The sequence below is a fragment of the Enterobacter sp. MGH 24 genome, from assembly GCF_000493015.1.
GTDB lineage: Bacteria > Pseudomonadota > Gammaproteobacteria > Enterobacterales > Enterobacteriaceae > Enterobacter.
On the sequence record NZ_KI535657.1, the window covers coordinates 1,401,053 to 1,427,725 of the forward strand.

The window sequence follows — 26,673 nt, forward strand, 5'->3', positions numbered from 1 at the left end:
TATGAAAATTAATGATTATTTTGCATATTTTTAAGTGAAATTTTCATTGTCATAAAACTGTCATAATTCGTACATTTATCTGTCACCTGTTTGTCCTATTTTGCTCATCGTAGCCACTTAAACAATGATTTACGAAATCCTTGCAGGAGACATTATGAAAGTTATGCGTACCACTGTCGCAACTGTTGTCGCCGCGACCTTATCTCTGAGCGCGTTCTCTGTATTTGCAGAAGCAAGCCTGACTGGCGCTGGTGCAACCTTCCCTGCGCCGGTGTATGCCAAATGGGCGGATACCTACCAGAAAGAAACCGGTAACAAGGTTAACTATCAGGGTATCGGCTCCTCCGGTGGCGTTAAACAAATTACCGCGAACACGGTTGATTTCGGCGCATCAGACGCTCCGCTGTCTGATGACAAACTGGCTCAGGAAGGCCTGTTCCAGTTCCCGACCGTGATCGGTGGCGTGGTTCTGGCCATCAACCTGCCGGGCGTGAAGTCGGGTGAGCTGGTGCTGGACGGCAAAACCCTGGGTGACATCTACCTGGGCAAAATCAAAAAATGGGATGACGAAGCGATCGCTAAACTCAACCCAGGCCTGAAGCTGCCTTCTCAGAACATCGCCGTGGTTCGCCGTGCGGATGGTTCCGGTACCTCTTTCGTGTTCACCAGCTACCTGGCAAAAGTGAACGAAGAGTGGAAGTCTAAAGTCGGCTCCGGCTCTACCGTTAACTGGCCAACCGGTCTGGGCGGTAAAGGTAACGACGGTATCGCCGCGTTCGTACAGCGTCTGCCTGGCTCAATTGGTTACGTAGAGTATGCGTACGCTAAGCAGAACAACCTGTCCTACACCAAACTGGTTTCAGCCGACGGCAAACCGGTTAGCCCGACCGAAGAGAACTTTGCTAACGCCGCGAAAGGCGCTGACTGGAGCAAATCCTTCGCGCAGGATCTGACTAACCAGAAAGGCGAAGGTGCATGGCCAATCACCTCTACCACCTTCATCCTGGTTCACAAAGAGCAGAAGAAACCTGAGCAGGGCGCCGAAGTGCTGAAGTTCTTCGACTGGGCGTACAAAAACGGCGGCAAACAGGCTAACGCCCTGGATTACGCTACCCTGCCGGACAACGTGGTTGAGCAGATTCGCGCTGCATGGAAAACCAACGTGAAAGACAGCAGCGGTAAAGCGCTGTACTAACAGGATATATTTAACGAAGATGGCGGGTGGCGCTGCGCTTACCCGCCCTACGGTTTAAGCTGTAGGCCCGGTAAGCGTCAGCGCCACCGGGCATATTCGTAAAAACGTCTCAAACAGAAGAGTAATTTATGGCTGCAACCAAGCCTGCATTTAACCCTCCGGGTAAAAAAGGTGACATGATTTTCAGCGCGCTGGTAAAACTGGCTGCGCTGATTGTGCTATTGCTGCTGGGCGGCATTATCGTGTCTCTGATTTTCTCCTCATGGCCGAGCATCCAGAAATTCGGTTTCTCCTTCCTGTGGACCAAAGAGTGGGACGCGCCGAACGACATCTACGGTGCCCTGGTGCCGATTTACGGCACGCTGGTGACCTCGTTCATCGCCCTGCTGATTGCGGTTCCGGTGAGCTTTGGTATTGCCCTGTTCCTGACGGAGCTGGCGCCGGGCTGGCTGCGTCGTCCGCTAGGGATCGCCATCGAACTGCTGGCGGCCATTCCGAGTATCGTTTACGGCATGTGGGGCCTGTTCATCTTTGCTCCGCTGTTCGCCACATACTTCCAGGAACCGGTCGGTAACGTTCTTTCTGCCATTCCGTTTGTGGGTGCCCTGTTCTCCGGCCCGGCTTTCGGTATCGGCATTCTGGCGGCAGGTGTGATCCTCGCCATCATGATTATTCCGTACATTGCGGCGGTTATGCGCGATGTCTTCGAACAAACGCCGGTGATGATGAAAGAGTCGGCCTACGGCATCGGCTGCACCACCTGGGAAGTTATCTGGCGCATTGTCCTTCCGTTCACCAAAAATGGGGTGATCGGGGGCGTGATGCTGGGCTTAGGTCGTGCGCTGGGTGAAACCATGGCGGTCACCTTTATCATCGGTAACACCTACCAGCTCGACAGCGTGTCGCTCTACATGCCGGGTAACAGTATTACCTCGGCGCTGGCGAATGAATTTGCGGAAGCGGAATCGGGTCTGCACGTGGCGGCGCTGATGGAGCTGGGTCTGATTCTGTTCGTTATCACCTTCATTGTTCTGGCGATTTCCAAGCTGATGATTATGCGCCTCGCTAAAAATGAGGGAGCACGCTAATGGCCACTCTCGAAATGCAAGCTACCGCTGAACTGGCGGAATCCCGCCGCAAAATGCAGGCCAGACGCCGCATGAAAAACCGTATTGCCCTGTCGCTCTCTATGGCGACGATGGCATTCGGCCTGTTCTGGCTGGTCTGGATCCTCTTCTCGACGGTCGTTCGCGGGATTGACGGGATGTCACTGTCGCTGTTCACCGAGATGACGCCGCCGCCGAACACGGCGGGTGGTGGCCTGGCGAATGCCCTGGCGGGCAGCGGCCTGCTGATCCTGTGGGCGACGGTCTTCGGCACGCCGCTGGGCATCATGGCGGGCATCTACCTGGCAGAATACGGTCGTAAATCCTGGCTGGCGGAAGTGATTCGCTTCATCAACGACATTCTGCTGTCAGCCCCGTCTATCGTCGTGGGTCTGTTTGTTTACACCGTGGTGGTGGCGCAGATGGAACACTTCTCCGGCTGGGCGGGTGTGATTGCCCTGGCGCTGCTGCAGGTGCCGATTGTTATTCGTACCACCGAGAACATGCTGAAACTGGTGCCGGACAGCCTGCGTGAAGCGGCTTATGCGCTGGGTACGCCGAAATGGAAGATGATCTCTGCGATTACGCTGAAGGCGTCCGTCTCAGGGATCATGACCGGTATCCTGCTGGCGGTTGCGCGTATCGCAGGTGAAACGGCGCCGCTGCTGTTTACGTCTCTCTCCAACCAGTTCTGGAGCACGGACATGATGCAGCCGATCGCCAACCTGCCGGTGACGATCTTTAAATTTGCGATGAGCCCATTCGCGGAATGGCAGCAGCTGGCCTGGGCCGGGGTGCTGATCATTACCCTTTGCGTACTGTTGCTGAACATTCTGGCGCGCGTCATTTTCGCGAAGAAGAAACACGGTTAATTTTTTACGGCGCGGCAGCTCGCGGCGCCGAATGAGGAAATGAGTCAATGAGTATGGTTGATACTGCCCCGGGTAAGATTCAGGTTCGTGATTTGAACTTCTACTACGGCAAATTCCATGCCCTGAAGAATATCAACCTGGATATCGCGAAGAACCAGGTCACGGCATTTATCGGTCCGTCCGGCTGCGGAAAATCCACGCTGCTGCGTACCTTTAACAAAATGTATTCGCTCTATCCGGAGCAGCGCGCTGAAGGTGAAATCATCCTGGACGGTGAAAACATTCTGACCCAGGCTCAGGATATTGCCCTGCTGCGCGCCAAAGTGGGGATGGTGTTCCAGAAACCAACGCCCTTCCCGATGTCCATTTATGACAACATCGCGTTCGGCGTTCGCCTGTTTGAAAAGCTCTCCCGTGCCGATATGGACGAGCGCGTGCAGTGGGCTTTGACCAAGGCCGCATTATGGAACGAAACCAAAGATAAGTTGCACCAGAGCGGTTACTCTCTTTCCGGTGGTCAGCAGCAGCGTCTGTGCATTGCGCGCGGTATCGCTATTCGCCCGGAAGTGTTGCTGCTGGATGAGCCGTGTTCAGCGCTGGACCCGATCTCAACCGGCCGTATTGAAGAGCTGATCACCGAGCTGAAGCAGGATTACACCGTGGTTATCGTGACCCATAACATGCAGCAGGCTGCACGTTGTTCCGATCACACGGCGTTTATGTACCTGGGCGAGTTGATTGAGTTCAGCGATACGGACGCGCTGTTCACCAGGCCCGCGAAGAAACAAACCGAAGATTACATTACTGGCCGCTACGGTTGATTTGCCTTAGTGCATGTGGAGAAACCATGGACAACCTCAATCTTAATAAACACATTTCCGGCCAGTTCAACGCAGAGCTGGAAAGCATTCGCACCCAGGTAATGACCATGGGCGGCATGGTCGAGCAGCAGCTTTCTGATGCGATTACGGCAATGCACAACCAGGACAGCGAGCTGGCGAAGCGCGTCATTGAAGGCGACAAAAACGTCAACATGATGGAAGTGGCTATCGACGAGGCCTGCGTGCGCATTATCGCGAAACGTCAGCCGACGGCGAGCGACCTGCGTCTGGTGATGGCGATCATCAAAACCATCGCCGAGCTGGAGCGTATTGGTGACGTTGCGGATAAAATCTGCCGCACCGCGCTGGAGAAGTTCTCTCAGCAACACCAGCCGCTGCTGGTGAGCCTGGAGTCGCTGGGCCGCCACACGGTGCAGATGCTGCATGACGTGCTGGATGCCTTTGCGCGTATGGACCTGGACGAAGCGGTGCGTATCTACCGTGAAGACAAGAAGGTCGACCAGGAGTATGAAGGCATCGTGCGTCAGCTGATGACCTACATGATGGAAGATTCACGTACGATCCCAAGCGTACTGACTGCCCTGTTCTGCGCGCGCTCCATCGAGCGTATCGGCGACCGCTGCCAGAACATTTGCGAATACATTTTCTACTTCGTGAAGGGGCAGGACTTCCGTCACGTGGGCGGCGATGAGCTGGACAAGCTGCTGGCGGGTAAAGATCCGAAAGAGTGATATTTGTGGCGGGTGGCGCTAGCGCTTACCCGCCCTACGAGCCCTGTAGGCCGGATAAGCGTTAGCGCCATCCGGCTTTGTTTTTTTCAGCGTGTAATATCCCACCCGCGCGCCTTCCACAGTTCCGGCAACTGTGCCAGATCGGTAAAGGTCGTCACGTTTGGATGATCGATCGGCTTGTTGTGCGGATCGGCGCAGAAGTAAAACACCTCCATCCCCGCATCAATCCCCGACTGCGCGCCCGCAGACGAGTCATCCACCAGAATGCAGTTCTCTACGTTGACGTTCATCGCTTTTGCCGCATGGAACATCAGCGCCGGGTCCGGCTTCCAGCGCTGGATATCGTAGCCGCTGAACAATTTTTCCGGGAAATGGTGCAACATCTCAAGCTTGCCCAGCGAGTGCTGCATTTTGCTAACCGGGCCGTTAGAAACGACGCAGACAGGCACCGTCATCGCATCCAGCAGCGCGTTTGCGCCCGGAATGACCTCCAGCTCCGAATCAAACAGGCGTGCGACCTCGGCGCGGTACACTGGCTCCAGATCCGTTTTCGCCAGATCCACACCGTGTTCTTCGTTAATGATGTCGATGATCTCGTAGAGCTTCACGCCCTTAAAGCGCTTAAACACCTCTTCGAGTTCCAGCGTAATGCCAAATTCCTTGAACATAGTGACATACGCGCGGGAACAAATGACCTCACTGTCGACCAGCGTACCGTCGCAGTCGAAAAATACCGCTTCAATTCCGGACATGCCTTTCCCTTTTAACAAGTTTAACGTTTACGTACGGCAGTTCACCGGGACGCAATCGTTGCCGTATAAGCAAAATCAATGAAAAAAGTATCACGTAACCGCCACTATTGTCGCATTTTGGTATAGGATAGCGACGAATTTTCCCTCCTTGTTCGGAAATTGATGATGAGTCAACAACACACTACCCAGACATCTGGTCAGGGTCTGCTTGAGCGCGTTTTTAAACTGCGCGAGCACGGCACAACGGCACGCACCGAAGTGATCGCTGGTTTCACCACCTTCCTGACGATGGTCTATATCGTTTTTGTGAACCCTCAAATTCTGGGCGTTGCTGGCATGGATACCAGCGCCGTCTTCGTGACCACCTGTCTGATCGCGGCCCTTGGCAGCATTCTGATGGGCGTGTTCGCTAACCTGCCGGTTGCGCTGGCACCGGCAATGGGCCTGAATGCGTTCTTCGCGTTCGTGGTCGTTCAGGCGATGGGTCTGCCGTGGCAGGTTGGTATGGGCGCCATCTTCTGGGGCGCGGTTGGTCTGCTGCTGCTGACCATTTTCCGCGTGCGTTACTGGATGATTGCAAACATTCCAGTGAGCCTGCGCGTGGGCATCACCAGCGGTATCGGTCTGTTCATCGGTATGATGGGGCTGAAAAACGCCGGCGTTATCGTGGCGAACCCGGATACGCTGGTGAGCATCGGTCACCTGACCTCTCATAACGTGCTGCTGGGCGTGCTGGGCTTCTTTATCATCGCGATCCTGGCTTCTCGCAATATTCACGCGGCGGTGCTGGTCTCCATCGTGGTGACCACGCTGCTGGGCTGGATGCTGGGCGACGTTCACTATAACGGTATCGTCTCCGCGCCACCGAGCGTTTCTACCGTGATTGGTCACGTCGATCTGGCGGGTTCCCTGAACCTGGGCCTGGCGGGCGTGATTTTCTCCTTCATGCTGGTCAACCTGTTTGACTCCTCCGGCACGCTGATTGGCGTGACCGACAAAGCGGGTCTGGCGGATGAAAAAGGGAAATTCCCGCGCATGAAGCAGGCGCTGTTTGTGGACAGCGTCTCCTCTGTGACCGGTGCTTTTATCGGAACCTCGTCCGTTACCGCGTACATTGAATCTTCTTCCGGCGTGTCCGTGGGCGGCCGTACCGGCCTGACGGCAGTGGTCGTGGGTATTCTCTTCCTGCTGGTGATCTTCCTCTCTCCGCTGGCGGGTATGGTTCCACCGTATGCGGCAGCCGGCGCGCTGATCTATGTGGGGGTGCTGATGACCTCCAGCCTGTCACGCGTGAAGTGGGATGATTTAACCGAAGCGGTGCCGGCGTTTATTACCGCCGTGATGATGCCGTTCAGCTTCTCGATTACCGAAGGTATCGCGCTGGGCTTTATCTCTTACTGCATAATGAAGATCGGTACCGGCCGCTTCCGCGACCTCAGTCCATGCGTGATTGTTGTGGCGCTGCTGTTTGTGCTGAAGATTGTGTTTATTGACGCGCACTAAGGTGCGGTTTGTGGTGTCAGGTGGCGCTTCGCTTACCTGACCTACTGACGAGTGTAGGCCCGGTAAGCGCTAGCGCCACCGGGCTTTTTTATCAGGCTTTAACCCGCTTAATATAATCCCCAAACGCCGTCAGTTGGCCCGACAGATGATCGCGCGTGCTCTGATCCACCACTTCACCCGTTTGCGGGTCGACCTTGTTCTGAATCACACCACCCATAAACTCCGGCTTGTTCATGACCATCGCATCCAGGAATACCAGGATCTGACGCAGATGATACTGGCAGCGCGCGCCGCCAATCGCGCCCATTGAGCTGGTCTGGATCAGCACCGGTTTGCCTGACAGCGGCTGCTCAGGTAAACGGGACAGCCAGTCGATGGCATTCTTCAGGCCACCCGGCACCGAGTAGTTATACTCCGGCGTGACGATGACCACGCCGTCGGCCTGGCGGATCTGCTCTGCCAGCGCCTCAACGCTCTGCGGGAACCCTTCTTCCTGCTGGACATCCGCATCATACAGCGGAATATCGCCAATAGACGGCAGGGCGCTAATTTCCATTCCTGCCGGTGCCAGCTGTGGCAGCGTGCGGGCAACCATCCCGTTAAATGAACCTTTGCGCAGGCTTCCCAGTAACGTAACTACTTTCAACGTATCAGACATGATTACTCCTGTTTCATCATGATGACCCTGATTGGATCAGCTAAGGGTGAATGCTTTTTCTGCTGGTAAACTGGTTAAACGCATCAGACGTGCGGCGGGCTCGTTGGCGCGCTCGGGCACATCAGGAAGGCTACGCCATCCCTGTTGACTGTCAAATTCCCAGATTTTCATGCGTTCGATGGCGGGGGTAACTGCAATGGACCAGATGAGCACATCCTCTGCGTCACTGAGCGCCTCTACCAGCGTGGCCTGAGTGGCACGCAGACGTCCGGAGCCTGGCAGCAGCTGCAGCAGGCTGGCGTCGTCTGAGGCGCATCCACAGAGCTTGCGAATGCTCTGGCGCAAGGTAATGAGCTGGGCTCTGGCTTCGACAGGATCGTTCTGGTTGCGGACCCACAGCTTCTCATTGCTGGAGAGCGGATAGTCTTCATGCGCATTACCGCCATGGAAGCTGCGCGTCGCGCGCTGAAGTTCCATATCGAGCCCACAATCCCCTTCGGTGGTCAGTGCGACGCCAATGATATTGCCCGTGTAGGCAATCGAAAAACGAGGGAGATCCGGGTCGGCAAAGACCGGGCGGCCTTCGGGTTGGGTAATGATGTCCGGCAGCTCGCTGGTGCCGTACAGCATAAACAGCAGTTCTGCGAGAAGCGCTCTGGACGCTAAAAACCGCGTCCTCCGGTGTTCCGGGAGAGTGAGTGCTTCACTGTGACAGGCTGAAGAAATTCTTGCCGATACGAGACGTCCTTCCGTAAGTATCCCTCTTGCAAAGTGCGTAGCCATTTTTCGCTCCCTGATAATGGTCGTAATCGGTTAAACGGTTACATGATTATCGCTTAACTTGACTCCTGTTTTAATCAGTAAATGGGAGTAAGAGAAGCCTTAGGACCGAACTTTACATTTTCTTAGGCAAAAATTGGATCGCTGGCACCGTACAGCGCCTTGATAGTTTCCCGCAGCCAGAGGATTTTCGGATTATGGCTGTTCCGTTTATGCCAGATCAGCGTGAAGGGAACGGTAAGCTTTTCAGCCTGCGCTTCGTCAATGGGAATCGGAAGCGCGATCAGCTTCCGCTGGTGGAGTTCATTGTAGTGGTGGCAGTAGTGCGGAGCCGTGGCGATATAGTTATGGCCGGGCTGCGCCGCCATAAACATTGCCTGTTCGAACCCCGGCAGGCACATGGCGATATTGCGCTCGCGCCCCATCTCCTTTAGCACCTCATCCAGCGCCCAGGTGTCGCTACGTTCCCAGAAGATACTGATATGCGGGTAGCGCAGGAAGGTCTCGAGGTTCCATTCATCCTGTAGCGCAGGGTGATCCTCGCGCAGATACACGCACGGACGGTCGCTGAACAGGATCTCATAGTCGATGAACCACGGCATTAGCTTCAGCAATTCACGCGATCGCGGGTGTGTTTCGCGTCCGGTGAATCCCAGATCCACCTCTCCACGCGTAATGGCGTCCAGCGAGTCGTAATCCCAGTGACGCATCTTCACCGTCGCCTGCGGATAGCGCTGGTTCACCTGCTCCAGCAGGGTATTAAACCGGATCAGCATCAATGGCGTTTCGGCGGCCAGCACGAACGTTAGCCCGCCTGGGGAATCATGGTGAAATTTATCGAGGATCTGGTTGCCGATTTGCATCCAGTCGGCTAGATCCTGTTCCAGGCTCACCGTCAGGGGCGTAGGGAGCAGCCCTAGCGGCGTTTTCACAAACAGCGGGTCGTCAAACCAGTCGCGCAGCTTGGCCAGCGATTTGCTCACCGCTGACGGCGTCACGTTCATCCGCTTCGCGGCTTTGGTAACGCTGCGCTCCTGCAGCAAAAGCTGCAGGCACAGCAACAGGTTAAGATCGAGACTGCTGATGGGCTTCTTCATAATGCGCCGCGGGCCGGATGACCGTAAGTAAGGTAATGCACAGTATGCTACAGCCAATCAGAACCCCGATCAGCATATTCAGCGCGTTAAGCCCGATGACCGCCGCCAGCCAAATCCACAGTGACGAGCCGCAGACCTGCGCAATGCCCAGCACCGAGCTTGCCACGCCTGCCCGCAGCGAGAAGGGGCCAAGCGCCTGACTCATCGCCACGCCAAAGCCAACCGAGAACCCGGCACAAATGAGGGTAATACCCACCAGCATCACCGCATGCGAGCTGGCGGTCGCCAGGAGCACGCCCGCCGTGAGGAATAAAACCTGTGAGGTCAGCATCAGCGTGCGCTGGCTGAACACATTTAGCGCAAACGGGGTAGAAAACGAGACTGCCATACTGACCATGGCGGTTAGCGCCATTACCGTCGAATACTCACCCCGATCGAAGCCCATGGTTTCCATCAGTAAAACCGGGGAAACGTTTACATAGGTCAGGATCACCGCCACGCTTAACGTGGTCACGGCCAGACGACTGAGGAAAAAGCGGTTAAGCAGCTTCTCGGCCGGGTGAATCGTTGGGGTATGACCGGTATTCTGCGAGCCCGGGTGGGTCTCTTTCAGCACGGTGATGGACAGGACAAACACCAGCGCGCCCATCGCCGCCATGGTCCAGAACAGGCTCTGCCACGGGAATTTCAGCATGATCAGATACCCTACGACCGGAGCCAGCACCGGGATGATGCAGGTAATACCGTTCAGCATCGAAAGTACCTTAGCGCGACGCTGGGCGCTTAAGGTGTCGCGCAAAATGGCAAACGCGACGACGTAGCAGCCACCGGCGCCAATGCCCTGGATAAACCGTCCAGTCAGGAACAAGGCGCTGTTCTGCGCCTGTGAACAGAGAAGAGAGGCCAGGGCAAAAATGATGGCGCCGGTTATGGCGACAGGCTGACGGCCTGCCTTATCCGCGATCTTCCCGGCAAACACCATCGACGACGCCATCCCCGCGAGGTAGGCCGAAAACGCGATGTGCAGCTGCGCTTCGCTGGCACCCAGATCGCGCGCGATGTGCGGTAATCCCACCAGATACATATCAATGCCGGACGGATAAAGCAGAACTAATGCGAAACTACAAAACAGAAAACGCGCCATAAACCCCCCATAGATGCAGGCATGCAGGATAGGGGGCATGGGGGGATTAAGCGAGTTGCCATTTGGACAATGGTGATTTCCCAGGAGGAAATCACCATCAATCAGGGGGGTTACTTACCGATACAGAAGCTCGAGAAAATCCTTCCGAGCAGATCGTCCGACGTAAACTCCCCGGTGATCTCGCTCAGATTCTGCTGCGCCAGACGCAGCTCTTCCGCCAGCAGCTCGCCCGCCCACGCGCCGATCAGCTGCGCTTTACCCTGAACAAGGTGGTTCGCCGCCTCTTCCAGCGCCTGCAGGTGACGGCGACGCGCCAGGAAGCCGCCTTCCATGCTGGTGTCAAAGCCCATGCTCTGCTTGAGATGGTTACGCAGGTCGTCAACGCCTTCACCGGTACGCGCCGACAGGCGAATCAGTGAGTGACCGTTCACATCGCTGATGCCCAGCGTTTCGCCAGTGACGTCCGCTTTGTTGCGCACCACGGTGATCGGCAGCTTAGCCGGCAGGCGGGCGATAAAGTCCGGCCAGATCTCTGCCGGGTCCACGGCGTCGGTCGTGGTGCCGTCCACCATAAACAGCACGCGGTCGGCCTGCTCAATCTCCTGCCAGGCGCGTTCGATACCGATGCGTTCGACCTCGTCGCTGGCGTCGCGCAGGCCTGCTGTGTCGATAATATGCAGCGGCATTCCGTCGATGTGGATATGCTCGCGCAGCACGTCGCGGGTGGTACCGGCAATGTCGGTCACGATGGCCGCTTCACGGCCCGCCAGGGCGTTCAGCAGGCTCGATTTCCCGGCGTTAGGGCGTCCGGCAATCACCACTTTCATCCCTTCGCGCAGCAGGCTGCCCTGACGCGCTTCGGCACGCACGGCGTCGAGATCGTTCATCACCTGGTTGAGCTGCGCTTCGATTTTACCGTCAGAGAGGAAATCGATCTCCTCATCCGGGAAGTCGATAGCCGCTTCCACGTAGATCCTAAGGTGAGTAAGTGCTTCCACAAGGTGATTCACACGTGCGGAGAATGCGCCCTGCAACGAGTTCAGGGCGGAGCGGGCCGCCTGTTCCGAGCTGGCGTCGATCAGATCAGCAATCGCCTCGGCCTGTGCCAGGTCGAGCTTGTCGTTCAGGAAGGCACGCTCGGAGAACTCGCCCGGCTTCGCTATGCGCAGGCCAGGCAGGGTCAGAATACGTTTTAACAGCAGGTCGAGGATAACCGGGCCGCCGTGGCCCTGCAGCTCCAGCACGTCTTCGCCCGTAAAGGAGTTCGGCCCGGGGAACCACAGCGCAATGCCCTGGTCCAGCGGCGTGCCGTCGGTGTCTTTAAACGGCAGGTAATCAGCGTAGCGCGGCTTTGGCAGTTTACCCAGCACCGCTTCGGCCACCTCGCGCGCCTTCAGGCCGGAGATGCGCAGAATGCCTACACCACCGCGTCCCGGTGGGGTTGCCTGGGCGACGATAGTGTCGTTATGGCTCATGGTTGGTCTCGTTCAATACAAATAAAAAAGGCGGTCAATCGACCGCCCTTATTTTAGCGTTAACTTACCGAATCAGGACTTTTTCTTTTCGCGGCTATGCAGGCCACGTTTTTCCAGACCACGGTAAATCAGCTGCTGCTGGATGATGGTCACCAGGTTGCTGACGATATAGTACAGCACCAGACCTGACGGGAACCACAGGAAGAACACCGTGAAGATGACCGGCATAAAGGTCATGATCTTCTGCTGCATCGGGTCGGTCACGGTGGTCGGCGACATCTTCTGGATGAAGAACATCGTCACGCCCATCAGGATCGGCAGGATGTAGTACGGGTCCTGTGCGGACAGGTCATGGATCCACAGGGCGAACGGCGCGTGGCGCAGTTCAACGGAGCCCATCAGCATGTAGTACAGCGCAAGGAAGATTGGCATCTGAATCAGCAGCGGGAAGCAACCACCCAGTGGGTTTACTTTCTCTGCTTTATACAGGGCCATCATTTCCTGGCTCTGACGCTGTTTGTCATCGCCCAGACGCTCACGCATTGCCTGAATCTTCGGCTGCAGCATGCGCATCTTCGCCATGGAGGTGTACTGCGCTTTAGTCAGCGGGTACATGATGCCACGAACGATGAAGGTGATAACGATGATGGAGAAGCCCCAGTTACCCAGGAAGCTGTGGATGAACTTCAGCAGCTTAAACAGCGGCTGAGAGATGAACCACAACCAGCCGTAATCAACGGTCAGATCCAGGTGCGGCGCAACAGCGGCCATTTTGTCCTGGATTTCCGGGCCGACCCACAGGGTGCTTGCCAGCTTACCGGTTTGACCCGGCTGAACCAGAACCGGCTGTGATTTGTAGCCGATGGCTGCAATACCGTTACCCAGGTTCGCGGTGTAGAAGTTATTGGTACCGTCGTTATTTGGGATCCATGCGGTCGCGAAATACTGTTGCAGCATTGCTACCCAACCGCCTTTGGAGCTGACGTTCAGGTTTTCGTTATCGGCAATGGTGTCGAATTTGTATTTCTCATACTTCGCGTCTGGCGTGGAGTACGCCGCGCCACGGAAGGTATGCAGCGCAAAGTTGCTGCTTCCGGTGTCACGGTGAGACGGCAGATTGATGGACTGCTTAAGCTGACCAAAGGTAGAGATTTCCAGCGGTTTCTCGCCGGCGTTCTGTACGCTATAGCCCACGTTCACCGCATATTCACCGCGTTTCAGGGTGAAGGTTTTGGTGAAGGTGTTGCCTGCGGCGTCGGTGTACGTCATCGGGATCGCGAGTTCGTTCTGACCATCAGCCAGTACAAAGGTGTCGTTCTCGACGGTATACAGTGGACGCGCACCGTTAGCCGGGTTATCCGGGCCATCACGACCGGTCAGGCCGCTCTGCGCCTGGTAGATAAACTCAGGCGTGGTTTCCAGTAACTGGAACGGTTCGGTAGACTTCAGCTCTTTCGGGTAGGTCAACAGCAGCGCCTGCTCAACATCACCACCACGGGTGTTGATTGTCAGCTCAAGCACATCGGTCTTAACCGTAATCTGTTTCCCCTGGCCACTGGCCGGTACGCCCTGGTCGGCGGCACTCCCCTGGCTGTTCGTCGTCTGCGTGGTCTGCTGCTGGGGTTGAGGATTTTTATCCTGCTCCCATGCCTGCCAGATCATGAAAGACACGAACAACAAAGCGATGATAAGAAGATTGCGTTGCGAATCCATCGTTAGTGTTCTCTGGTATCAAAGGGTCCTGGGGGGACGGGGTCGTCTCCACCTGGGTGTAAAGGGTGGCATTTTAATACGCGTTTCACCGTCAACCAACTGCCTTTTATCACTCCAAACCTGCGCAATGCCTCAATTCCGTAGCTTGAGCATGTTGGTGTGAAACGGCAGTGCGGCCCGAGTAGCGGACTAATCAGGCGTTGATAGACCCGAATGAGGGCTATCAGGACCCGTGAGCCAGGCGACAGTGGCGGCGCCATAATTTTTCCAACGCTTCCGAGAGAGCACGGTTATCGAGGTCGGCAACCCCTTTCTTCGCCACCACCACGAAATCCATTGAAGGCAGTTCGTGCTGACGTAAACGGAAGCTTTCACGCGTCAGACGTTTAATCCGATTGCGTTCATGCGCACGCTTAACATTTTTCTTGGCGACTGTGAGACCGATGCGGGGATGCCCCAGCGAATTTTGGCGGCCGAGGATGGTGATTTGCGGCGTGCCAGCCCGTAGTGGCTGCTGGAAGACGAAAGTGAAATGAGCGGGAGTTAACAAACGTAACTCCCTGGGAAATGCTAGCTTAACCACTCAGGGGTTAGCTTTATTACTTGGAAACGGTCAGACGAGCGCGGCCTTTAGCACGACGACGTGCCAGAACCTGACGACCATTTTTAGTAGCCATACGAGCACGGAAGCCGTGAGAACGGTTGCGCTTCAGTACAGACGGTTGAAAAGTGCGTTTCATGGCGATTTCTACCTAAACTTGAATAAATTCACTGACTTTTGCGTATACCCGAACGAGTTTCGAACGACTAACGCCTCAGCGTGGGTGATTAAAGAGGCCGGATTGTAATAATTGTACACTCCGGAGTCAATTCTCTTTCCTTATTTCCCGCGTATTTCCGCACGTTTTCGCGTGGAAAATGAGCAACGGACGACGCAGGAAGATGAGCATCACGCGCCGGGTCGAGGATTATACGGGCTCAACGATAAAGCGCAAGGATCGTCCCGGATCTTCGTTAGATCATTTAAGCAATAAATTGTCTGTGCTCATTAATTTTTCCAATATGCGGACTAAATCGCGGGGCACTCGCGCCAGGATCGTTTACACTTACCCGGTTTCGGATCTTCCTGTGGATAAATCGGGAAGAATCTGTGAGAAACAGAAGATCTCTGGCTCAGTTTAGGCTATGATCCGCGGTCCCGATCGGGATCCCAGGATCCTGGTCAGGATAAATTGCAGATAGCAATTCGCACGTCCCCCTTTACACAGGGTCATGTCGATGTGCGCCAACAATCATGAATATTCAATAGTTTTCTTTTATTGTTCGAGTGGAGTCCGCCGTGTCACTTTCGCTTTGGCAGCAGTGTCTTGCCCGATTGCAGGATGAGTTACCAGCCACAGAATTCAGTATGTGGATCCGCCCGTTGCAGGCGGAACTGAGCGATAACACGCTGGCTTTGTATGCGCCAAACCGTTTTGTGCTCGATTGGGTAAGGGACAAGTACCTTAATAACATCAATGGACTGCTGAACGATTTCTGCGGGTCAGATGCCCCGCAGCTGCGCTTTGAAGTGGGCACAAAGCCGGTTACCCAAACCGTTCGTGAAACCGTGAACGTCGCAGCGCCTGCTCAGGCCGCGCCCGCGCCGGCCCCTCGCGTCGCACCCGCTCGTCAGGGCTGGGATAATGTTCCTGCACCGGCTGAGCCAACCTACCGCTCTAACGTTAACGTGAAACACACGTTTGATAACTTCGTTGAAGGTAAGTCGAACCAGCTGGCGCGCGCGGCGGCTCGCCAGGTTGCTGACAACCCTGGTGGGGCCTACAACCCGCTGTTCCTTTATGGCGGCACGGGTCTGGGTAAAACGCACCTGCTGCATGCGGTGGGCAACGGCATTATGGCGCGCAAGCCCAATGCCAAAGTGGTGTATATGCACTCCGAGCGCTTCGTTCAGGACATGGTAAAAGCCCTGCAAAACAATGCGATCGAAGAGTTTAAACGCTACTATCGTTCCGTTGACGCCCTGCTGATCGATGACATCCAGTTCTTTGCCAATAAAGAACGATCGCAGGAAGAGTTTTTCCACACCTTCAATGCCCTGCTGGAAGGCAATCAGCAGATCATTTTGACCTCGGATCGTTATCCAAAAGAGATCAATGGCGTTGAAGATCGTCTGAAATCCCGCTTCGGCTGGGGACTGACCGTGGCGATCGAGCCGCCGGAGCTGGAAACCCGCGTCGCGATCCTGATGAAAAAAGCCGACGAGAACGACATTCGCCTGCCGGGTGAAGTGGCGTTCTTCATTGCCAAGCGCCTGCGTTCCAACGTGCGTGAGCTGGAAGGGGCGCTGAACCGCGTTATCGCCAACGCCAACTTCACCGGTCGGGCGATCACCATCGATTTTGTGCGTGAAGCGCTGCGCGATTTATTGGCTTTGCAGGAAAAACTGGTCACTATCGACAATATTCAGAAGACGGTGGCTGAGTACTACAAGATCAAAGTGGCAGATTTACTGTCTAAACGTCGTTCCCGCTCGGTGGCGCGACCGCGTCAGATGGCGATGGCGCTGGCAAAGGAGTTAACCAACCACAGTCTGCCGGAAATCGGGGACGCGTTTGGTGGCCGTGACCATACGACCGTGCTGCACGCTTGTCGTAAGATTGAGCAGTTACGCGAAGAAAGCCACGACATAAAAGAAGATTTTTCCAATCTAATCAGAACATTATCATCGTGACGCTATGAAATTTACCGTTGAACGTGAACATTTATTAAAACCGCTGCAACAGGTGAGTGGCCCATTAGGCGGCCGCCCAACGCTGCCTATTCTCGGAAACCTGCTGCTTCAGGTCGCGGACGGTACGCTGTCGCTGACCGGTACAGATCTGGAAATGGAAATGATCGCGCGCGTTACGCTGACGCAGCCGCACGACGCGGGCGCGACCACGGTTCCGGCACGTAAATTCTTTGACATCTGCCGCGGGCTGCCGGAAGGCGCTGAAATTGCCGTGCAGCTGGAAGGCGACCGTATGCTGGTGCGCTCTGGCCGCAGCCGTTTCTCGCTCTCCACGCTGCCTGCTGCGGACTTCCCGAACCTGGACGACTGGCAGAGTGAAGTTGAATTTACCCTGCCGCAGGCGACGATGAAGCGTCTGATTGAAGCCACGCAGTTCTCCATGGCGCATCAGGACGTTCGTTACTACTTAAACGGCATGCTGTTCGAAACCGAAGGTGAAGAGCTGCGTACCGTAGCCACCGACGGCCACCGTCTGGCGGTCTGTTCTATGCCGATTGGCGATTCACTGCCAAACCATTCGGTGATCGTACCGCGTAAAGGGGTGATTGAGCTGATGCGTATGCTCGACGGTGGCGACACGCCGCTGCGCGTGCAGATTGGCAGCAACAACATCCGCGCACACGTGGGGGATTTTGTCTTCACGTCGAAGCTGGTTGACGGTCGTTTCCCGGATTATCGCCGCGTATTGCCGAAGAACCCGGACAAAACGCTGGAAGCAGGCTGCGATAGCCTCAAGCAGGCCTTTGCCCGTGCGGCCATCCTCTCTAACGAGAAATTCCGCGGCGTGCGCCTGTACGTGAGCGAAAACCAGATCAAAATCACCGCTAACAACCCGGAGCAGGAAGAGGCAGAAGAGATTCTGGACGTCACCTATGCCGGGGCTGAGATGGAAATCGGCTTTAACGTCAGCTACGTGCTGGATGTGCTGAACGCGCTGAAATGCGAGAACGTGCGTATCCTGCTGACCGACTCCGTTTCAAGCGTACAGATTGAAGATGCCGCATCACAGTCGGCTGCCTATGTTGTCATGCCAATGAGACTGTAATGTCGCTCACCCGTCTGTTGATCCGCGACTTTCGCAATATCGAAAGCGCGGATCTCGCTTTATCCCCTGGCTTTAACTTCCTGGTTGGCGCAAACGGCAGCGGCAAAACCAGCGTGCTGGAAGCCATCTATACGCTCGGCCACGGCCGGGCGTTTCGCAGTTTGCAGATTGGTCGCGTCATTCGCCACGAGCAGGAATCTTTTGTTCTGCACGGACGTTTGCAGGGCGCAGAGCGGGAAACCGCCATTGGCCTGACCAAAGACAAGCAGGGCGACAGCAAGGTGCGTATCGACGGCACCGACGGCCATAAGGTGGCGGAGCTGGCGCTGCTGATGCCAATGCAGCTGATTACGCCGGAGGGGTTTACTTTACTCAACGGCGGCCCCAAATACAGAAGAGCGTTCCTCGACTGGGGATGCTTTCACAACGAAGCCGGTTTCTTTAACGCCTGGAGCAACCTGAAGCGTCTGCTCAAGCAGCGTAACGCTGCACTGCGCCAGGTGACACGCTACGCCCAGCTGCGTCCGTGGGACATGGAGTTAATCCCTCTCGCGGAACAAATCAGCCGCTGGCGTGCCGAATACAGCGCAGGTATCGCCGAAGACATGGCCGACACCTGCAAACAGTTTTTACCCGAATTCTCTCTCACCTTCTCCTTCCAGCGCGGCTGGGAGAAAGAGACGGATTATGCCGAGGTGTTAGAGAGAAGCTTCGAGCGCGACCGCATGTTGACCTACACCGCACACGGTCCGCACAAGGCGGATTTCCGCATTCGTGCTGACGGTGCACCGGTGGAAGACACGCTGTCGCGCGGGCAGCTCAAGCTCCTGATGTGTGCGCTGCGCCTGGCACAGGGAGAGTTTCTCACCCGCGAGAGCGGAAGACGCTGCCTGTACCTGATAGATGATTTTGCCTCGGAACTTGACGACGCGCGGCGCGGGCTGCTTGCCAGCCGCTTAAAAGCCACGCAGTCGCAGGTTTTCGTCAGCGCCATTAGCGCTGAACACGTTCTAGACATGTCGGACGAAAATTCGAAGATGTTTACCGTGGAAAAGGGTAAAATAACGGATTAACCCAAGTTGAAATGAGCGAGAAACGTTGATGTCGAATTCTTATGACTCCTCCAGTATCAAAGTCCTGAAAGGACTGGATGCGGTGCGTAAGCGCCCGGGTATGTATATCGGCGACACGGATGACGGCACCGGTCTGCACCACATGGTATTCGAGGTGGTAGATAACGCTATCGACGAAGCGCTCGCGGGTCACTGTAAAGACATCGTGGTCACCATCCATGCGGACAACTCCGTCTCCGTCACCGATGATGGACGCGGCATCCCAACCGGTATTCACCCGGAAGAGGGCGTCTCTGCCGCGGAAGTGATCATGACCGTCCTGCACGCAGGCGGTAAGTTCGACGATAACTCCTATAAAGTTTCCGGCGGCCTGCACGGCGTAGGCGTCTCCGTGGTTAACGCGCTGTCGCAGAAGCTGGAGCTGGTTATTCAGCGCGAAGGCAAAATTCACCGTCAGCTCTATACGCACGGCGTGCCGCAGGCACCGCTGGCCGTTACCGGCGATACCGACAAAACCGGTACCATGGTGCGTTTCTGGCCGAGCCATGAAACCTTCACCAACGTCACCGAATTCGAGTACGACATCCTGGCGAAACGCCTGCGTGAACTGTCGTTCCTGAACTCCGGCGTCTCTATTCGCCTGCGCGACAAGCGTGACGGCAAAGAAGACCACTTCCATTACGAAGGTGGCATCAAAGCGTTCGTTGAGTATCTGAACAAGAACAAAACGCCAATTCACCCGAATATCTTCTACTTCTCCACTGAAAAAGACGGTATCGGCGTGGAAGTGGCGCTGCAGTGGAACGACGGTTTCCAGGAAAACATCTACTGCTTCACCAACAACATTCCACAGCGTGACGGCGGTACGCACCTTGCAGGCTTCCGTGCGGCGATGACCCGTACCCTGAACGCCTACATGGACAAAGAAGGCTACAGCAAGAAAGCGAAAGTCAGCGCCACCGGTGACGACGCCCGTGAAGGCCTGATTGCCGTTGTCTCCGTGAAGGTGCCGGATCCGAAGTTCTCCTCACAGACCAAAGACAAGCTGGTCTCTTCCGAGGTGAAATCGGCGGTTGAACAGCAGATGAACGAACTGCTGAGCGAATACCTGCTGGAAAACCCGTCCGACGCGAAAATCGTGGTGGGCAAAATTATTGATGCGGCGCGTGCCCGTGAAGCGGCGCGTAAAGCCCGTGAAATGACCCGTCGTAAAGGCGCGCTGGATCTCGCAGGCCTGCCGGGCAAACTGGCTGACTGCCAGGAACGCGACCCGGCGCTGTCCGAACTGTACCTCGTGGAAGGGGACTCCGCGGGCGGTTCTGCGAAGCAGGGCCGTAACCGTAAGAACCAGGCTATCCTGCCTCTGAAGGGTAAAATCCTCAACGTTGAGAAAGCCCGTTTCGACAAGATGCTCTCTTCTCAGGAAGTGGCGACGCTCATCACCGCGCTCGGCTGCGGCATTGGTCGCGACGAGTACAACCCGGACAAACTGCGCTACCACAGCATCATCATCATGACCGATGCGGACGTCGACGGCTCGCACATCCGTACGCTGCTGTTGACCTTCTTCTATCGTCAGATGCCTGAAATCGTTGAGCGTGGCCACGTCTACATTGCACAGCCGCCGCTGTACAAAGTGAAGAAAGGCAAGCAGGAACAGTACATCAAAGACGACGAAGCGATGGATCAGTACCAAATCGCAATCGCCCTTGATGGCGCGACCCTGCACGCGAACTCGCACGCCCCTGCACTGGCCGGTGAGCCGCTGGAGCGTCTGGTGTCCGAGTTCAACGCCACGCAGAAAATGATCACGCGTATGGAACGACGTTATCCGAAAACGCTGCTGAAGGAGCTGGTTTATCAGCCGACCCTGACCGAAGCCGATCTGAGCGACGAGCAGACCGTGACCCGCTGGGTGAACGCCCTGGTGACCGATCTCAACGAGAAAGAGCAGCACGGCAGCATGTGGAAATGCGATATCCAGCAGAACGCCGATAAGCAGTTCGAGCCTATTATTCGCGTGCGTACCCACGGCGTGGATACCGACTACCCGCTGGAGCACGAGTTTGTGACCGGGCCGGAATACCGTCGTATCTGCACGCTCGGCGAGACGCTGCGCGGCTTGATTGAAGATGATGCGTTCATCGAACGTGGCGAACGTCGTCAGCCGGTAGCCAGCTTCGAGCAGGCGCTGGACTGGCTGGTGAAAGAGTCCCGTCGTGGCCTCGCGATCCAGCGTTATAAAGGTCTGGGCGAAATGAACCCGGACCAGCTGTGGGAAACCACTATGGATCCGGAAAGCCGCCGCATGCTGCGCGTCACCGTTAAGGACGCTATTGCTGCAGACCAGCTGTTTACGACCCTGATGGGCGATGCGGTTGAACCACGTCGTGCCTTCATCGAAGAGAACGCCCTGAAAGCGGCAAATATCGATATTTAATCGTCGTTATACCGCTCGAAAACTGGCCGCGCTTTTAGCGCGGCTTTTTTGTGGGCGCAGGCATATCCAGCGACATCACGGACGGTAAACGGCTCGCCAGCGTATCTATCGCTATTCTTACCCTCAGCGGCAGATGCGGCGTCTGCTGCCACACGGCATGAACGTTGAAATGCACATCCGGCGCCTGCTTCAGGAGCGGGATGAGTTTACCCTGGTGAATATCGTTGACGACCATCCAGCAGGGCAGCCATGCAATGCCGTGTCCGGCCAGCGCAGCGTCGCAGATCGCCTGCAAATCATCCATATTGAGCGACGATCGGGGCGTAAAGGTGTGCGACGTTCCTTCGTTATCCATCAGCTGCCAGGACAATACTCTGCCTGCGCTCAAATAGTTAATGGCCGTATGCTGGGGTAAATCATTAACGCTTTGTGGCTGGCCTTTCTTCTGCAGATACTCCGGCGCGGCGCACAACACCATGCGGTGTTCTCCCAGCTTTCTGGCGACCAGCACGCTGCTGTCCTGAAGCGTGCCGTTACGCACCGCCATATCAAACCCTTCCTCGACCAGATCCACCACGCGGTCGCTGAATGACATTTCCAGTTCAAGCCCGGGGTGTTCCTGCGCCAGCGCTATCAGCAGCGGGGCGACACACTGGCGACCAAACAGCACCGGCATGGCAACGCGCAGGCGGCCGCTGACCTGCTGTTTCCCGGTTTCAAGCAGCGATTCCGCACCCCGAATCTCCTCCAGCGCGCGCAGGCAGCGTTCATAAAAAAGGGCGCCGTTATCGGTCAGACTCTGGCTGCGGGTGGTGCGTTGAAAAAGACGTACCCCCAGCCGCTCTTCAAGGCGGGCAATGCTTTTTCCAACCGCCGAGCGTGACAAATGCAGACGGATGGCGGCCTGAGCAAAACTTCCCGCCTCAACGGCGGCCACAAAAACAGGAATATCCTTCAGCGTATCGGTCATGGATTGTATCTATTCTGGCGTCAATAAAGAGAAAACTTATCGCCACTGGCGACGCTTAGTCAACGGTAGACTGTCAGGACTAAACTCATCTGATGGCAGGAGAAATAAAATGACAGAGACAATGCAACGCTGGTCCATGGATGCCCTCGGGCGCGAGAACCTCAAGCTGACTCAGGCACCCGTTCCACAGCCAGGCCCGGGTGAAGTGCGCGTGCGGGTGAATGCCGTTGCGCTTAACTATCGCGATAAAATGGTTGTTGAAGGCACCATGCCGATCCCGCTTTCCTTCCCGTTTACCCCGGCCTCTGACATGGCGGGCGTGGTGGACAGCATTGGTGAAGGCGTTACGCGTTTCAAGCCCGGCGCACGCGTCATCTCAACCTTCTTCCCTGAGTGGATCGACGGTAAGCCGCAGGCGGACGCGCGTAATCTGCCCTATAAAACGTCCGGCGGATACTTCCAGGGCATGCTGTCCGAGTATGTGATTGTAAATGAAGACGCGCTGGCGGCATCGCCGGAAACCCTGGATGACGCCGAGGCGAGTACTTTACCCTGCGCAGGGCTTACCGCCTGGTTTGCGCTGGTGGAACGCGGCCAGCTGCGCGCCGGACAATCGGTGCTGGTACAGGGCACGGGCGGCGTGGCGATTTTCGCCCTGCAAATTGCAAAAGCCCACGGTGCGGAGGTTTTTGTCACCTCGGGGAGTGATGAAAAACTGGCGCTGGCCAAAAAGCTGGGAGCCAGCCAGGGCATCAACCGTCTGAAAGGCGACTGGGCGGAAAATACGCTGGCGCTCACGCAGGATCGCGGCATTGACCATATCATTGAAACCGTAGGCGGAGAGAACCTGAAGCATTCCCTGCGCGCTGTTGCCGTTCACGGACGTATCTCCGTCATTGGCGTGCTGGCCGGGACGGAGATTACGCTCTCTGCTGGCGAACTGCTGCTGAAATCCCCCGTCATTCAGGGGATTGGCGTGGGGCATCGCCGGGCGCTGGAAGATTTTGTCCGCGCTGTTGACGTCACGGGACTGAAGCCGGTTATTGAGCATCGCTACCGTTTTAACGAGCTTGAACAGGCGTTTGAACACCTCGATCGCGGCGCGTTCGGTAAAATTGTGCTCACCCGCGAGTAAGCCTTTGTTCCCCGGGATAAGCGTAAAAGGGGCATTCCTGTTGCGCAATATAGCTCTATTTTTGTGTGCTTAATCGCGTTAGCATGAGGCAGCACTCATTTATTTCGGGGAACTCATGGCTATCAAACTCATTGCAATCGATATGGACGGCACGCTGCTGCTGCCAGACCACACCATCTCTCCAGCCGTTAAGAATGCGATCGCCGCGGCGCGCGCAAAGGGTGTGAATGTGGTCCTGACCACGGGGCGTCCGTATGCGGGCGTACACAGCTACCTGAAAGAGCTGCACATGAATCAGCCGGGCGACTACTGCATCACCTATAACGGCGCGCTGGTGCAGAAAGCCGCAGATGGCAGTACGGTTGCGCAAACCGCGCTGAGCTACGATGACTACCTGTTCCTGGAAAAACTGTCCCGCGACGTGGGGTCCCATTTCCACGCGCTCGATCGCAATACGCTCTATACCGCCAACCGCGATATCAGCTACTACACGGTGCATGAATCCTACGTTGCGACCATTCCGCTGGTGTTCTGTGAAGCGGAGAAAATGGACCCGGCGACACAGTTCCTGAAAGTGATGATGATCGACGAGCCGGAGATCCTGGATAAAGCGATTGCGCGCATTCCGGCGGAGGTAAAAGAGAAGTACACCGTGCTGAAAAGTGCGCCGTACTTCCTCGAAATTCTCGATAAACGCGTCAATAAAGGCACCGGCGTGAAATCACTGGCCGATGCGCTGGGTATCAAGCCGGAAGAGATCATGGCGCTGGGCGACCAGGAAAATGACATCGCGATGATTGAGTTCGCAGGCATGGGCGTGGCGATGGATAACGCGATCCCGTCGGTGAAAGAGGTGGCTAATTTTGTGACCAAATCCAACCTCGAAGACGGCGTGGCTTACGCCATTGAGAAGTTTGTGCTGAACTAAAAACCCGCTTGCGATAACCTGATGCGATAACTGCGCATCAGGGTATCCTCATGAAACAAATCACCTTCGCCTCCCGCCATCATCAGCTCACTAACATCAATACCTGGACGCCGGACAGCCAGTGGCTGGTCTACGACGTGCGCCCGTCCGGTGCGTCGTTCACCGGTGAAACCATTGAGCGGGTCAATGTCGTTACGGGTGAGGTAGAGGTGGTTTATCGCGCGACTGACGGTGCGCATGTCGGCGTGGTGACCGTTCATCCTGCAGAAGAGAATTATGTCTTTATCCACGGGCCGAAAAACCCGGATGCAGACTGGCACTACGATTTTCATCATCGCCAGGGGGTGATTGCGCAAAACGGTCAGGTGAGCAACCTGGACGCGATGGATATCACCGCGCCTTACACCGCAGGCGCGCTGCGCGGCGGCAGCCACGTCCATGTCTTCAGCCCGAACGGGCAGCTCGTCAGCTTTACCTATAACGACCATGTCCTGCACGCGCGCGATCCTAAACTTGATTTACGCAACGTCGGCGTGGCTGCGCCTTACGGCCCGGTGAACCCGCAGGGGAACCATCCCCGTGAGTATCCGGGAACCTTCTGGAGCGTGCTGGTTAGCCGCACGACGCCTGACCCACAGCCGGGCAGCGATGAAATCAACCGCGCTTACGAAGAGGGGTGGGTGGGCAACGACAGGCTGGCGTTTATCGGCGACACCCTCTCTGCGCAGGGCGAAAAAGTACCCGAACTGTTTATCGTCGACCTGCCGAAAGACGAGCAGGGCTGGAAGCGTGCGGGCGATGCGCCGCTGCAGGGCACCGCTGAGACCCTGCCAGCGCCGCCTGCCGGGGTGATGCAGCGTCGTTTGACCTTTACGCATCAGAGGGCGTATCCAGGCCTGGTGAACGTGCCGCGCCACTGGGTACGCAGCAACCCGCAGGGGACGCAGATCGCGTTTCTGATGCGGGATGATAACGGCATCGTGCAGCTGTGGCTGATCTCTCCTGAGGGCGGCGAGCCGCGCCAGCTGACGCGCACCGGGAGCGATATTCAGTCTGCATTTAACTGGCATCCTTCCGGCGATAGTCTGGGGTTTGTGCTCGAAAATCGGATCGCCTGCTGCGACGCGCAGACCGGAGAGGTGACGTTTTTGACGTCCGATCACGGCAACCCGCCGTCTGCTGATGCGGTCGTGTTTTCCCCGGACGGGTGCGTTATTGCGTGGATGGAAGAGACAGGCGGTTTCCGTCAGCTTTGGGCAACGGAAACCGCGCAGCACTAGCGTGGAGGCATCTCTGCGGGCGGGATGACGGCGTTTGTCGCCAGGTTTTCCTGCTCGCTTTTTTCTACCCGTGAGCGCACGGAGCTGTCCTTACGAAACATATCCCACGGTAGCAGAAGCGTATCCGCCACGGCCGTAAACGGCATATCCAGGATAACCAGGGATTTGGTGCCCCAGTTTGTATCGTCATCGGAGATCATCGCCGCGCTGGCGCGCGTCCCCGGATATGTTCCTTCTTTACCGCCGGTGTGAGACATCACGCTCGAACACCCGCAAAGTAAAACAACCCCGCTGAACGTCGTCAGCTTTATCAGAACATTTTTCATCATCACTCAGTCATCGTTAATGGCACTGCATAGACCTGCAACTCAGGGTTATAGCGAGCCTTATCCAAAATGGATAGCCCGATAACCCCGCACTGTGGCAGCCATCGCAATTTAACCCTTTGTGCTGTTGTCCCAGTCTAAGCGAGATGCAGGAAAGTGCAAAAAAAAGTGCAGTTGTCGTGCTTGAAAAGCCCGATTGCAGACCCATTTTAAGAATGTGACCCGATAACGAACTCGCCTGATGGGTGTTCGGGGGCGCAAAGGCCTGTCCATGGTGGAAGGCTACAATTTCTCGCTGATTTCAGGAGTTTTATTTATGCGTAACTTCGATCTTTCTCCCCTATACCGTTCTGCAATTGGTTTTGACCGCCTGTTTAACCATTTAGAAAATAACCAAAGCCAGAGCAACGGCTACCCTCCATACAATGTTGAGCTGGTTGACGAAAACCACTACCGCATCGCCATTGCCGTCGCCGGTTTTGCAGAAAACGAACTGGAGATCACCGCGCAGGACAACCTGCTGGTGGTGAAAGGTTCCCATACGGCCGAGCAGAAAGAACGTACCTACCTTTATCAGGGCATCGCCGAGCGCAACTTTGAACGCAAGTTCCAGTTAGCTGAAAACATTCACGTTAAAGGCGCGAACCTGGTCAACGGCCTGCTGTTTATCGAACTGGAACGTGTGATTCCGGAAGAGAAAAAACCGCGTCGTATCGAAATTAACTAATTACGCGGGTCGCGTGAGCGGCCCACACGAACTTGCTTGCCGTAACGGGAGCATATGCGAATCCATCAGGATTTGCAGGAACAACTG

The 26,673-nt window shown here is 56.1% G+C and carries 26 protein-coding genes and 1 other annotated feature; of the genes, 14 read left to right on the forward strand and 12 right to left on the reverse strand.

What is annotated here, in order from left to right; translation table 11 throughout:
• Nucleotides 1–154: 154 nt before the first annotated feature.
• The 5 genes from pstS (at nucleotide 155) to phoU (ending at nucleotide 4,746) form a co-directional block, all read left to right on the forward strand.
• Entirely contained in the window at nucleotides 155–1,195 is a 1,041-nt protein-coding gene (pstS, locus tag L370_RS15165; protein WP_008500186.1) for a phosphate ABC transporter substrate-binding protein PstS, read from the forward strand.
• 128 nt (nucleotides 1,196–1,323) lie between these two features.
• A complete protein-coding gene (gene pstC / locus L370_RS15160; RefSeq protein WP_023333924.1) occupies nucleotides 1,324–2,283 on the forward strand; it encodes a phosphate ABC transporter permease PstC in 960 nt (319 codons plus the stop codon).
• Nucleotides 2,283–3,173, forward strand: a complete 891-nt coding sequence (gene pstA, locus L370_RS15155) for a phosphate ABC transporter permease PstA (RefSeq protein ID WP_023309794.1) — start codon at nucleotides 2,283–2,285, stop codon at nucleotides 3,171–3,173. Before pstC ends, pstA begins: the two co-directional genes overlap by 1 nt.
• A gap of 47 nt (nucleotides 3,174–3,220) precedes the next feature.
• A complete protein-coding gene (gene pstB / locus L370_RS15150; protein ID WP_010426574.1) occupies nucleotides 3,221–3,994 on the forward strand; it encodes a phosphate ABC transporter ATP-binding protein PstB in 774 nt (257 codons plus the stop codon).
• A 26-nt stretch (nucleotides 3,995–4,020) separates the two neighbouring features.
• Nucleotides 4,021–4,746 carry a phosphate signaling complex protein PhoU gene (gene phoU, locus L370_RS15145; protein WP_008500182.1) on the forward strand — a complete coding sequence of 242 codons (726 nt, stop codon included), beginning with the start codon at nucleotides 4,021–4,023 and terminating at the stop codon, nucleotides 4,744–4,746.
• Between the two features lie 86 nt (nucleotides 4,747–4,832).
• On the opposite strand, the gene yieH is transcribed toward phoU, so the two are convergent.
• On the reverse strand, nucleotides 4,833–5,498 hold the full coding sequence (gene yieH, locus L370_RS15140) for a 6-phosphogluconate phosphatase (protein WP_023333925.1): 666 nt from the start codon (nucleotides 5,496–5,498) through the stop codon (nucleotides 4,833–4,835).
• A gap of 165 nt (nucleotides 5,499–5,663) precedes the next feature.
• On the opposite strand from yieH, the gene adeP reads away from it, so the two are divergent.
• The gene (gene adeP / locus L370_RS15135; RefSeq protein WP_148243918.1) at nucleotides 5,664–7,001 is read left to right on the forward strand and encodes an adenine permease AdeP; all 1,338 of its coding nucleotides are present in this window, start codon (nucleotides 5,664–5,666) and stop codon (nucleotides 6,999–7,001) included.
• Nucleotides 7,002–7,092: 91 nt separating this feature from the next.
• On the opposite strand, the gene L370_RS15130 is transcribed toward adeP, so the two are convergent.
• From L370_RS15130 to rpmH, 9 genes are all read right to left on the reverse strand, one after another.
• Nucleotides 7,093–7,659 (reverse strand): NADPH-dependent FMN reductase, encoded by a 567-nt coding sequence (locus L370_RS15130; RefSeq protein ID WP_014833835.1) that lies wholly within the window; start codon nucleotides 7,657–7,659, stop codon nucleotides 7,093–7,095.
• Between the two features lie 36 nt (nucleotides 7,660–7,695).
• Nucleotides 7,696–8,442 (reverse strand): 4'-phosphopantetheinyl transferase family protein, encoded by a 747-nt coding sequence (locus L370_RS15125; RefSeq protein WP_023333927.1) that lies wholly within the window; start codon nucleotides 8,440–8,442, stop codon nucleotides 7,696–7,698.
• Nucleotides 8,443–8,564: 122 nt separating this feature from the next.
• Nucleotides 8,565–9,536: an HTH-type transcriptional regulator YidZ gene (gene yidZ / locus L370_RS15120; RefSeq protein WP_023333928.1), complete on the reverse strand. Its 972-nt coding sequence runs from the start codon at nucleotides 9,534–9,536 to the stop codon at nucleotides 8,565–8,567.
• Nucleotides 9,505–10,680, reverse strand: coding sequence for an MFS transporter (locus tag L370_RS15115; RefSeq protein WP_032640308.1), 1,176 nt, complete (start codon nucleotides 10,678–10,680; stop codon nucleotides 9,505–9,507). Before L370_RS15115 ends, yidZ begins: the two co-directional genes overlap by 32 nt.
• A 110-nt stretch (nucleotides 10,681–10,790) precedes the next feature.
• A complete protein-coding gene (gene mnmE / locus L370_RS15110; protein ID WP_023333930.1) occupies nucleotides 10,791–12,155 on the reverse strand; it encodes a tRNA uridine-5-carboxymethylaminomethyl(34) synthesis GTPase MnmE in 1,365 nt (454 codons plus the stop codon).
• A 72-nt stretch (nucleotides 12,156–12,227) separates the two neighbouring features.
• Nucleotides 12,228–13,868: a membrane protein insertase YidC gene (yidC, locus tag L370_RS15105; protein ID WP_023333931.1), complete on the reverse strand. Its 1,641-nt coding sequence runs from the start codon at nucleotides 13,866–13,868 to the stop codon at nucleotides 12,228–12,230.
• Nucleotides 13,869–13,870: 2 nt separating this feature from the next.
• Entirely contained in the window at nucleotides 13,871–14,128 is a 258-nt protein-coding gene (gene yidD / locus L370_RS22615; RefSeq protein WP_001307474.1) for a membrane protein insertion efficiency factor YidD, read from the reverse strand.
• Entirely contained in the window at nucleotides 14,092–14,451 is a 360-nt protein-coding gene (rnpA, locus tag L370_RS15100) for a ribonuclease P protein component (protein WP_032640303.1), read from the reverse strand. The genes yidD and rnpA overlap by 37 nt, the downstream gene beginning before the upstream one ends.
• A gap of 16 nt (nucleotides 14,452–14,467) precedes the next feature.
• A complete protein-coding gene (gene rpmH / locus L370_RS0121830; RefSeq protein ID WP_000831330.1) occupies nucleotides 14,468–14,608 on the reverse strand; it encodes a 50S ribosomal protein L34 in 141 nt (46 codons plus the stop codon).
• A gap of 599 nt (nucleotides 14,609–15,207) precedes the next feature.
• On the opposite strand from rpmH, the gene dnaA reads away from it, so the two are divergent.
• From dnaA to gyrB, 4 genes are read left to right on the forward strand one after another with little or no spacing between them, the layout of a single operon-like run.
• Nucleotides 15,208–16,602, forward strand: a complete 1,395-nt coding sequence (gene dnaA, locus L370_RS15095; protein WP_010426558.1) for a chromosomal replication initiator protein DnaA — start codon at nucleotides 15,208–15,210, stop codon at nucleotides 16,600–16,602.
• Between the two features lie 4 nt (nucleotides 16,603–16,606).
• A complete protein-coding gene (dnaN, locus tag L370_RS15090) occupies nucleotides 16,607–17,707 on the forward strand; it encodes a DNA polymerase III subunit beta (RefSeq protein WP_008500170.1) in 1,101 nt (366 codons plus the stop codon).
• Nucleotides 17,707–18,780, forward strand: coding sequence for a DNA replication/repair protein RecF (gene recF / locus L370_RS15085; RefSeq protein WP_023333932.1), 1,074 nt, complete (start codon nucleotides 17,707–17,709; stop codon nucleotides 18,778–18,780). The genes dnaN and recF overlap by 1 nt, the downstream gene beginning before the upstream one ends.
• A gap of 28 nt (nucleotides 18,781–18,808) precedes the next feature.
• The gene (gyrB, locus tag L370_RS15080; RefSeq protein WP_023333933.1) at nucleotides 18,809–21,220 is read left to right on the forward strand and encodes a DNA topoisomerase (ATP-hydrolyzing) subunit B; all 2,412 of its coding nucleotides are present in this window, start codon (nucleotides 18,809–18,811) and stop codon (nucleotides 21,218–21,220) included.
• A gap of 34 nt (nucleotides 21,221–21,254) precedes the next feature.
• Here gyrB and L370_RS15075 read toward each other — a convergent pair whose 3' ends face one another.
• Nucleotides 21,255–22,190: a LysR family transcriptional regulator gene (locus L370_RS15075; protein ID WP_023333934.1), complete on the reverse strand. Its 936-nt coding sequence runs from the start codon at nucleotides 22,188–22,190 to the stop codon at nucleotides 21,255–21,257.
• A 109-nt stretch (nucleotides 22,191–22,299) separates the two neighbouring features.
• Between L370_RS15075 and L370_RS15070 the strand changes: the two genes are divergently transcribed.
• The 3 genes from L370_RS15070 to L370_RS15060 all read left to right on the forward strand — a co-directional run bounded on the left by L370_RS15070 (nucleotide 22,300) and on the right by L370_RS15060 (nucleotide 25,533).
• Complete coding sequence (locus tag L370_RS15070; RefSeq protein ID WP_023333935.1) at nucleotides 22,300–23,325, forward strand: zinc-dependent alcohol dehydrogenase family protein; 1,026 nt, start codon at nucleotides 22,300–22,302, stop codon at nucleotides 23,323–23,325.
• 115 nt (nucleotides 23,326–23,440) lie between these two features.
• A complete protein-coding gene (gene yidA / locus L370_RS15065; RefSeq protein WP_023333936.1) occupies nucleotides 23,441–24,253 on the forward strand; it encodes a sugar-phosphatase in 813 nt (270 codons plus the stop codon).
• Nucleotides 24,254–24,303: 50 nt separating this feature from the next.
• Nucleotides 24,304–25,533 carry a DUF3748 domain-containing protein gene (locus tag L370_RS15060; protein ID WP_023333937.1) on the forward strand — a complete coding sequence of 410 codons (1,230 nt, stop codon included), beginning with the start codon at nucleotides 24,304–24,306 and terminating at the stop codon, nucleotides 25,531–25,533.
• Here L370_RS15060 and L370_RS15055 read toward each other — a convergent pair.
• On the reverse strand, nucleotides 25,530–25,862 hold the full coding sequence (locus tag L370_RS15055; RefSeq protein ID WP_032640291.1) for a YceK/YidQ family lipoprotein: 333 nt from the start codon (nucleotides 25,860–25,862) through the stop codon (nucleotides 25,530–25,532). The two genes, L370_RS15060 and L370_RS15055, sit on opposite strands and share 4 nt — an antisense overlap.
• Before the next feature lie 248 nt (nucleotides 25,863–26,110).
• Nucleotides 26,111–26,182: a sequence feature (ROSE (Repression Of Heat Shock gene Expression) occurs in the 5'-region of heat shock genes and acts as an RNA thermometer to modulate expression.), on the forward strand.
• Here L370_RS15055 and ibpA point away from each other — a divergent pair.
• Nucleotides 26,176–26,586, forward strand: a complete 411-nt coding sequence (gene ibpA / locus L370_RS15050) for a small heat shock chaperone IbpA (RefSeq protein ID WP_008500162.1) — start codon at nucleotides 26,176–26,178, stop codon at nucleotides 26,584–26,586. It overlaps the preceding feature by 7 nt.
• The last annotated feature ends 87 nt before the right edge of the window (nucleotides 26,587–26,673 follow it).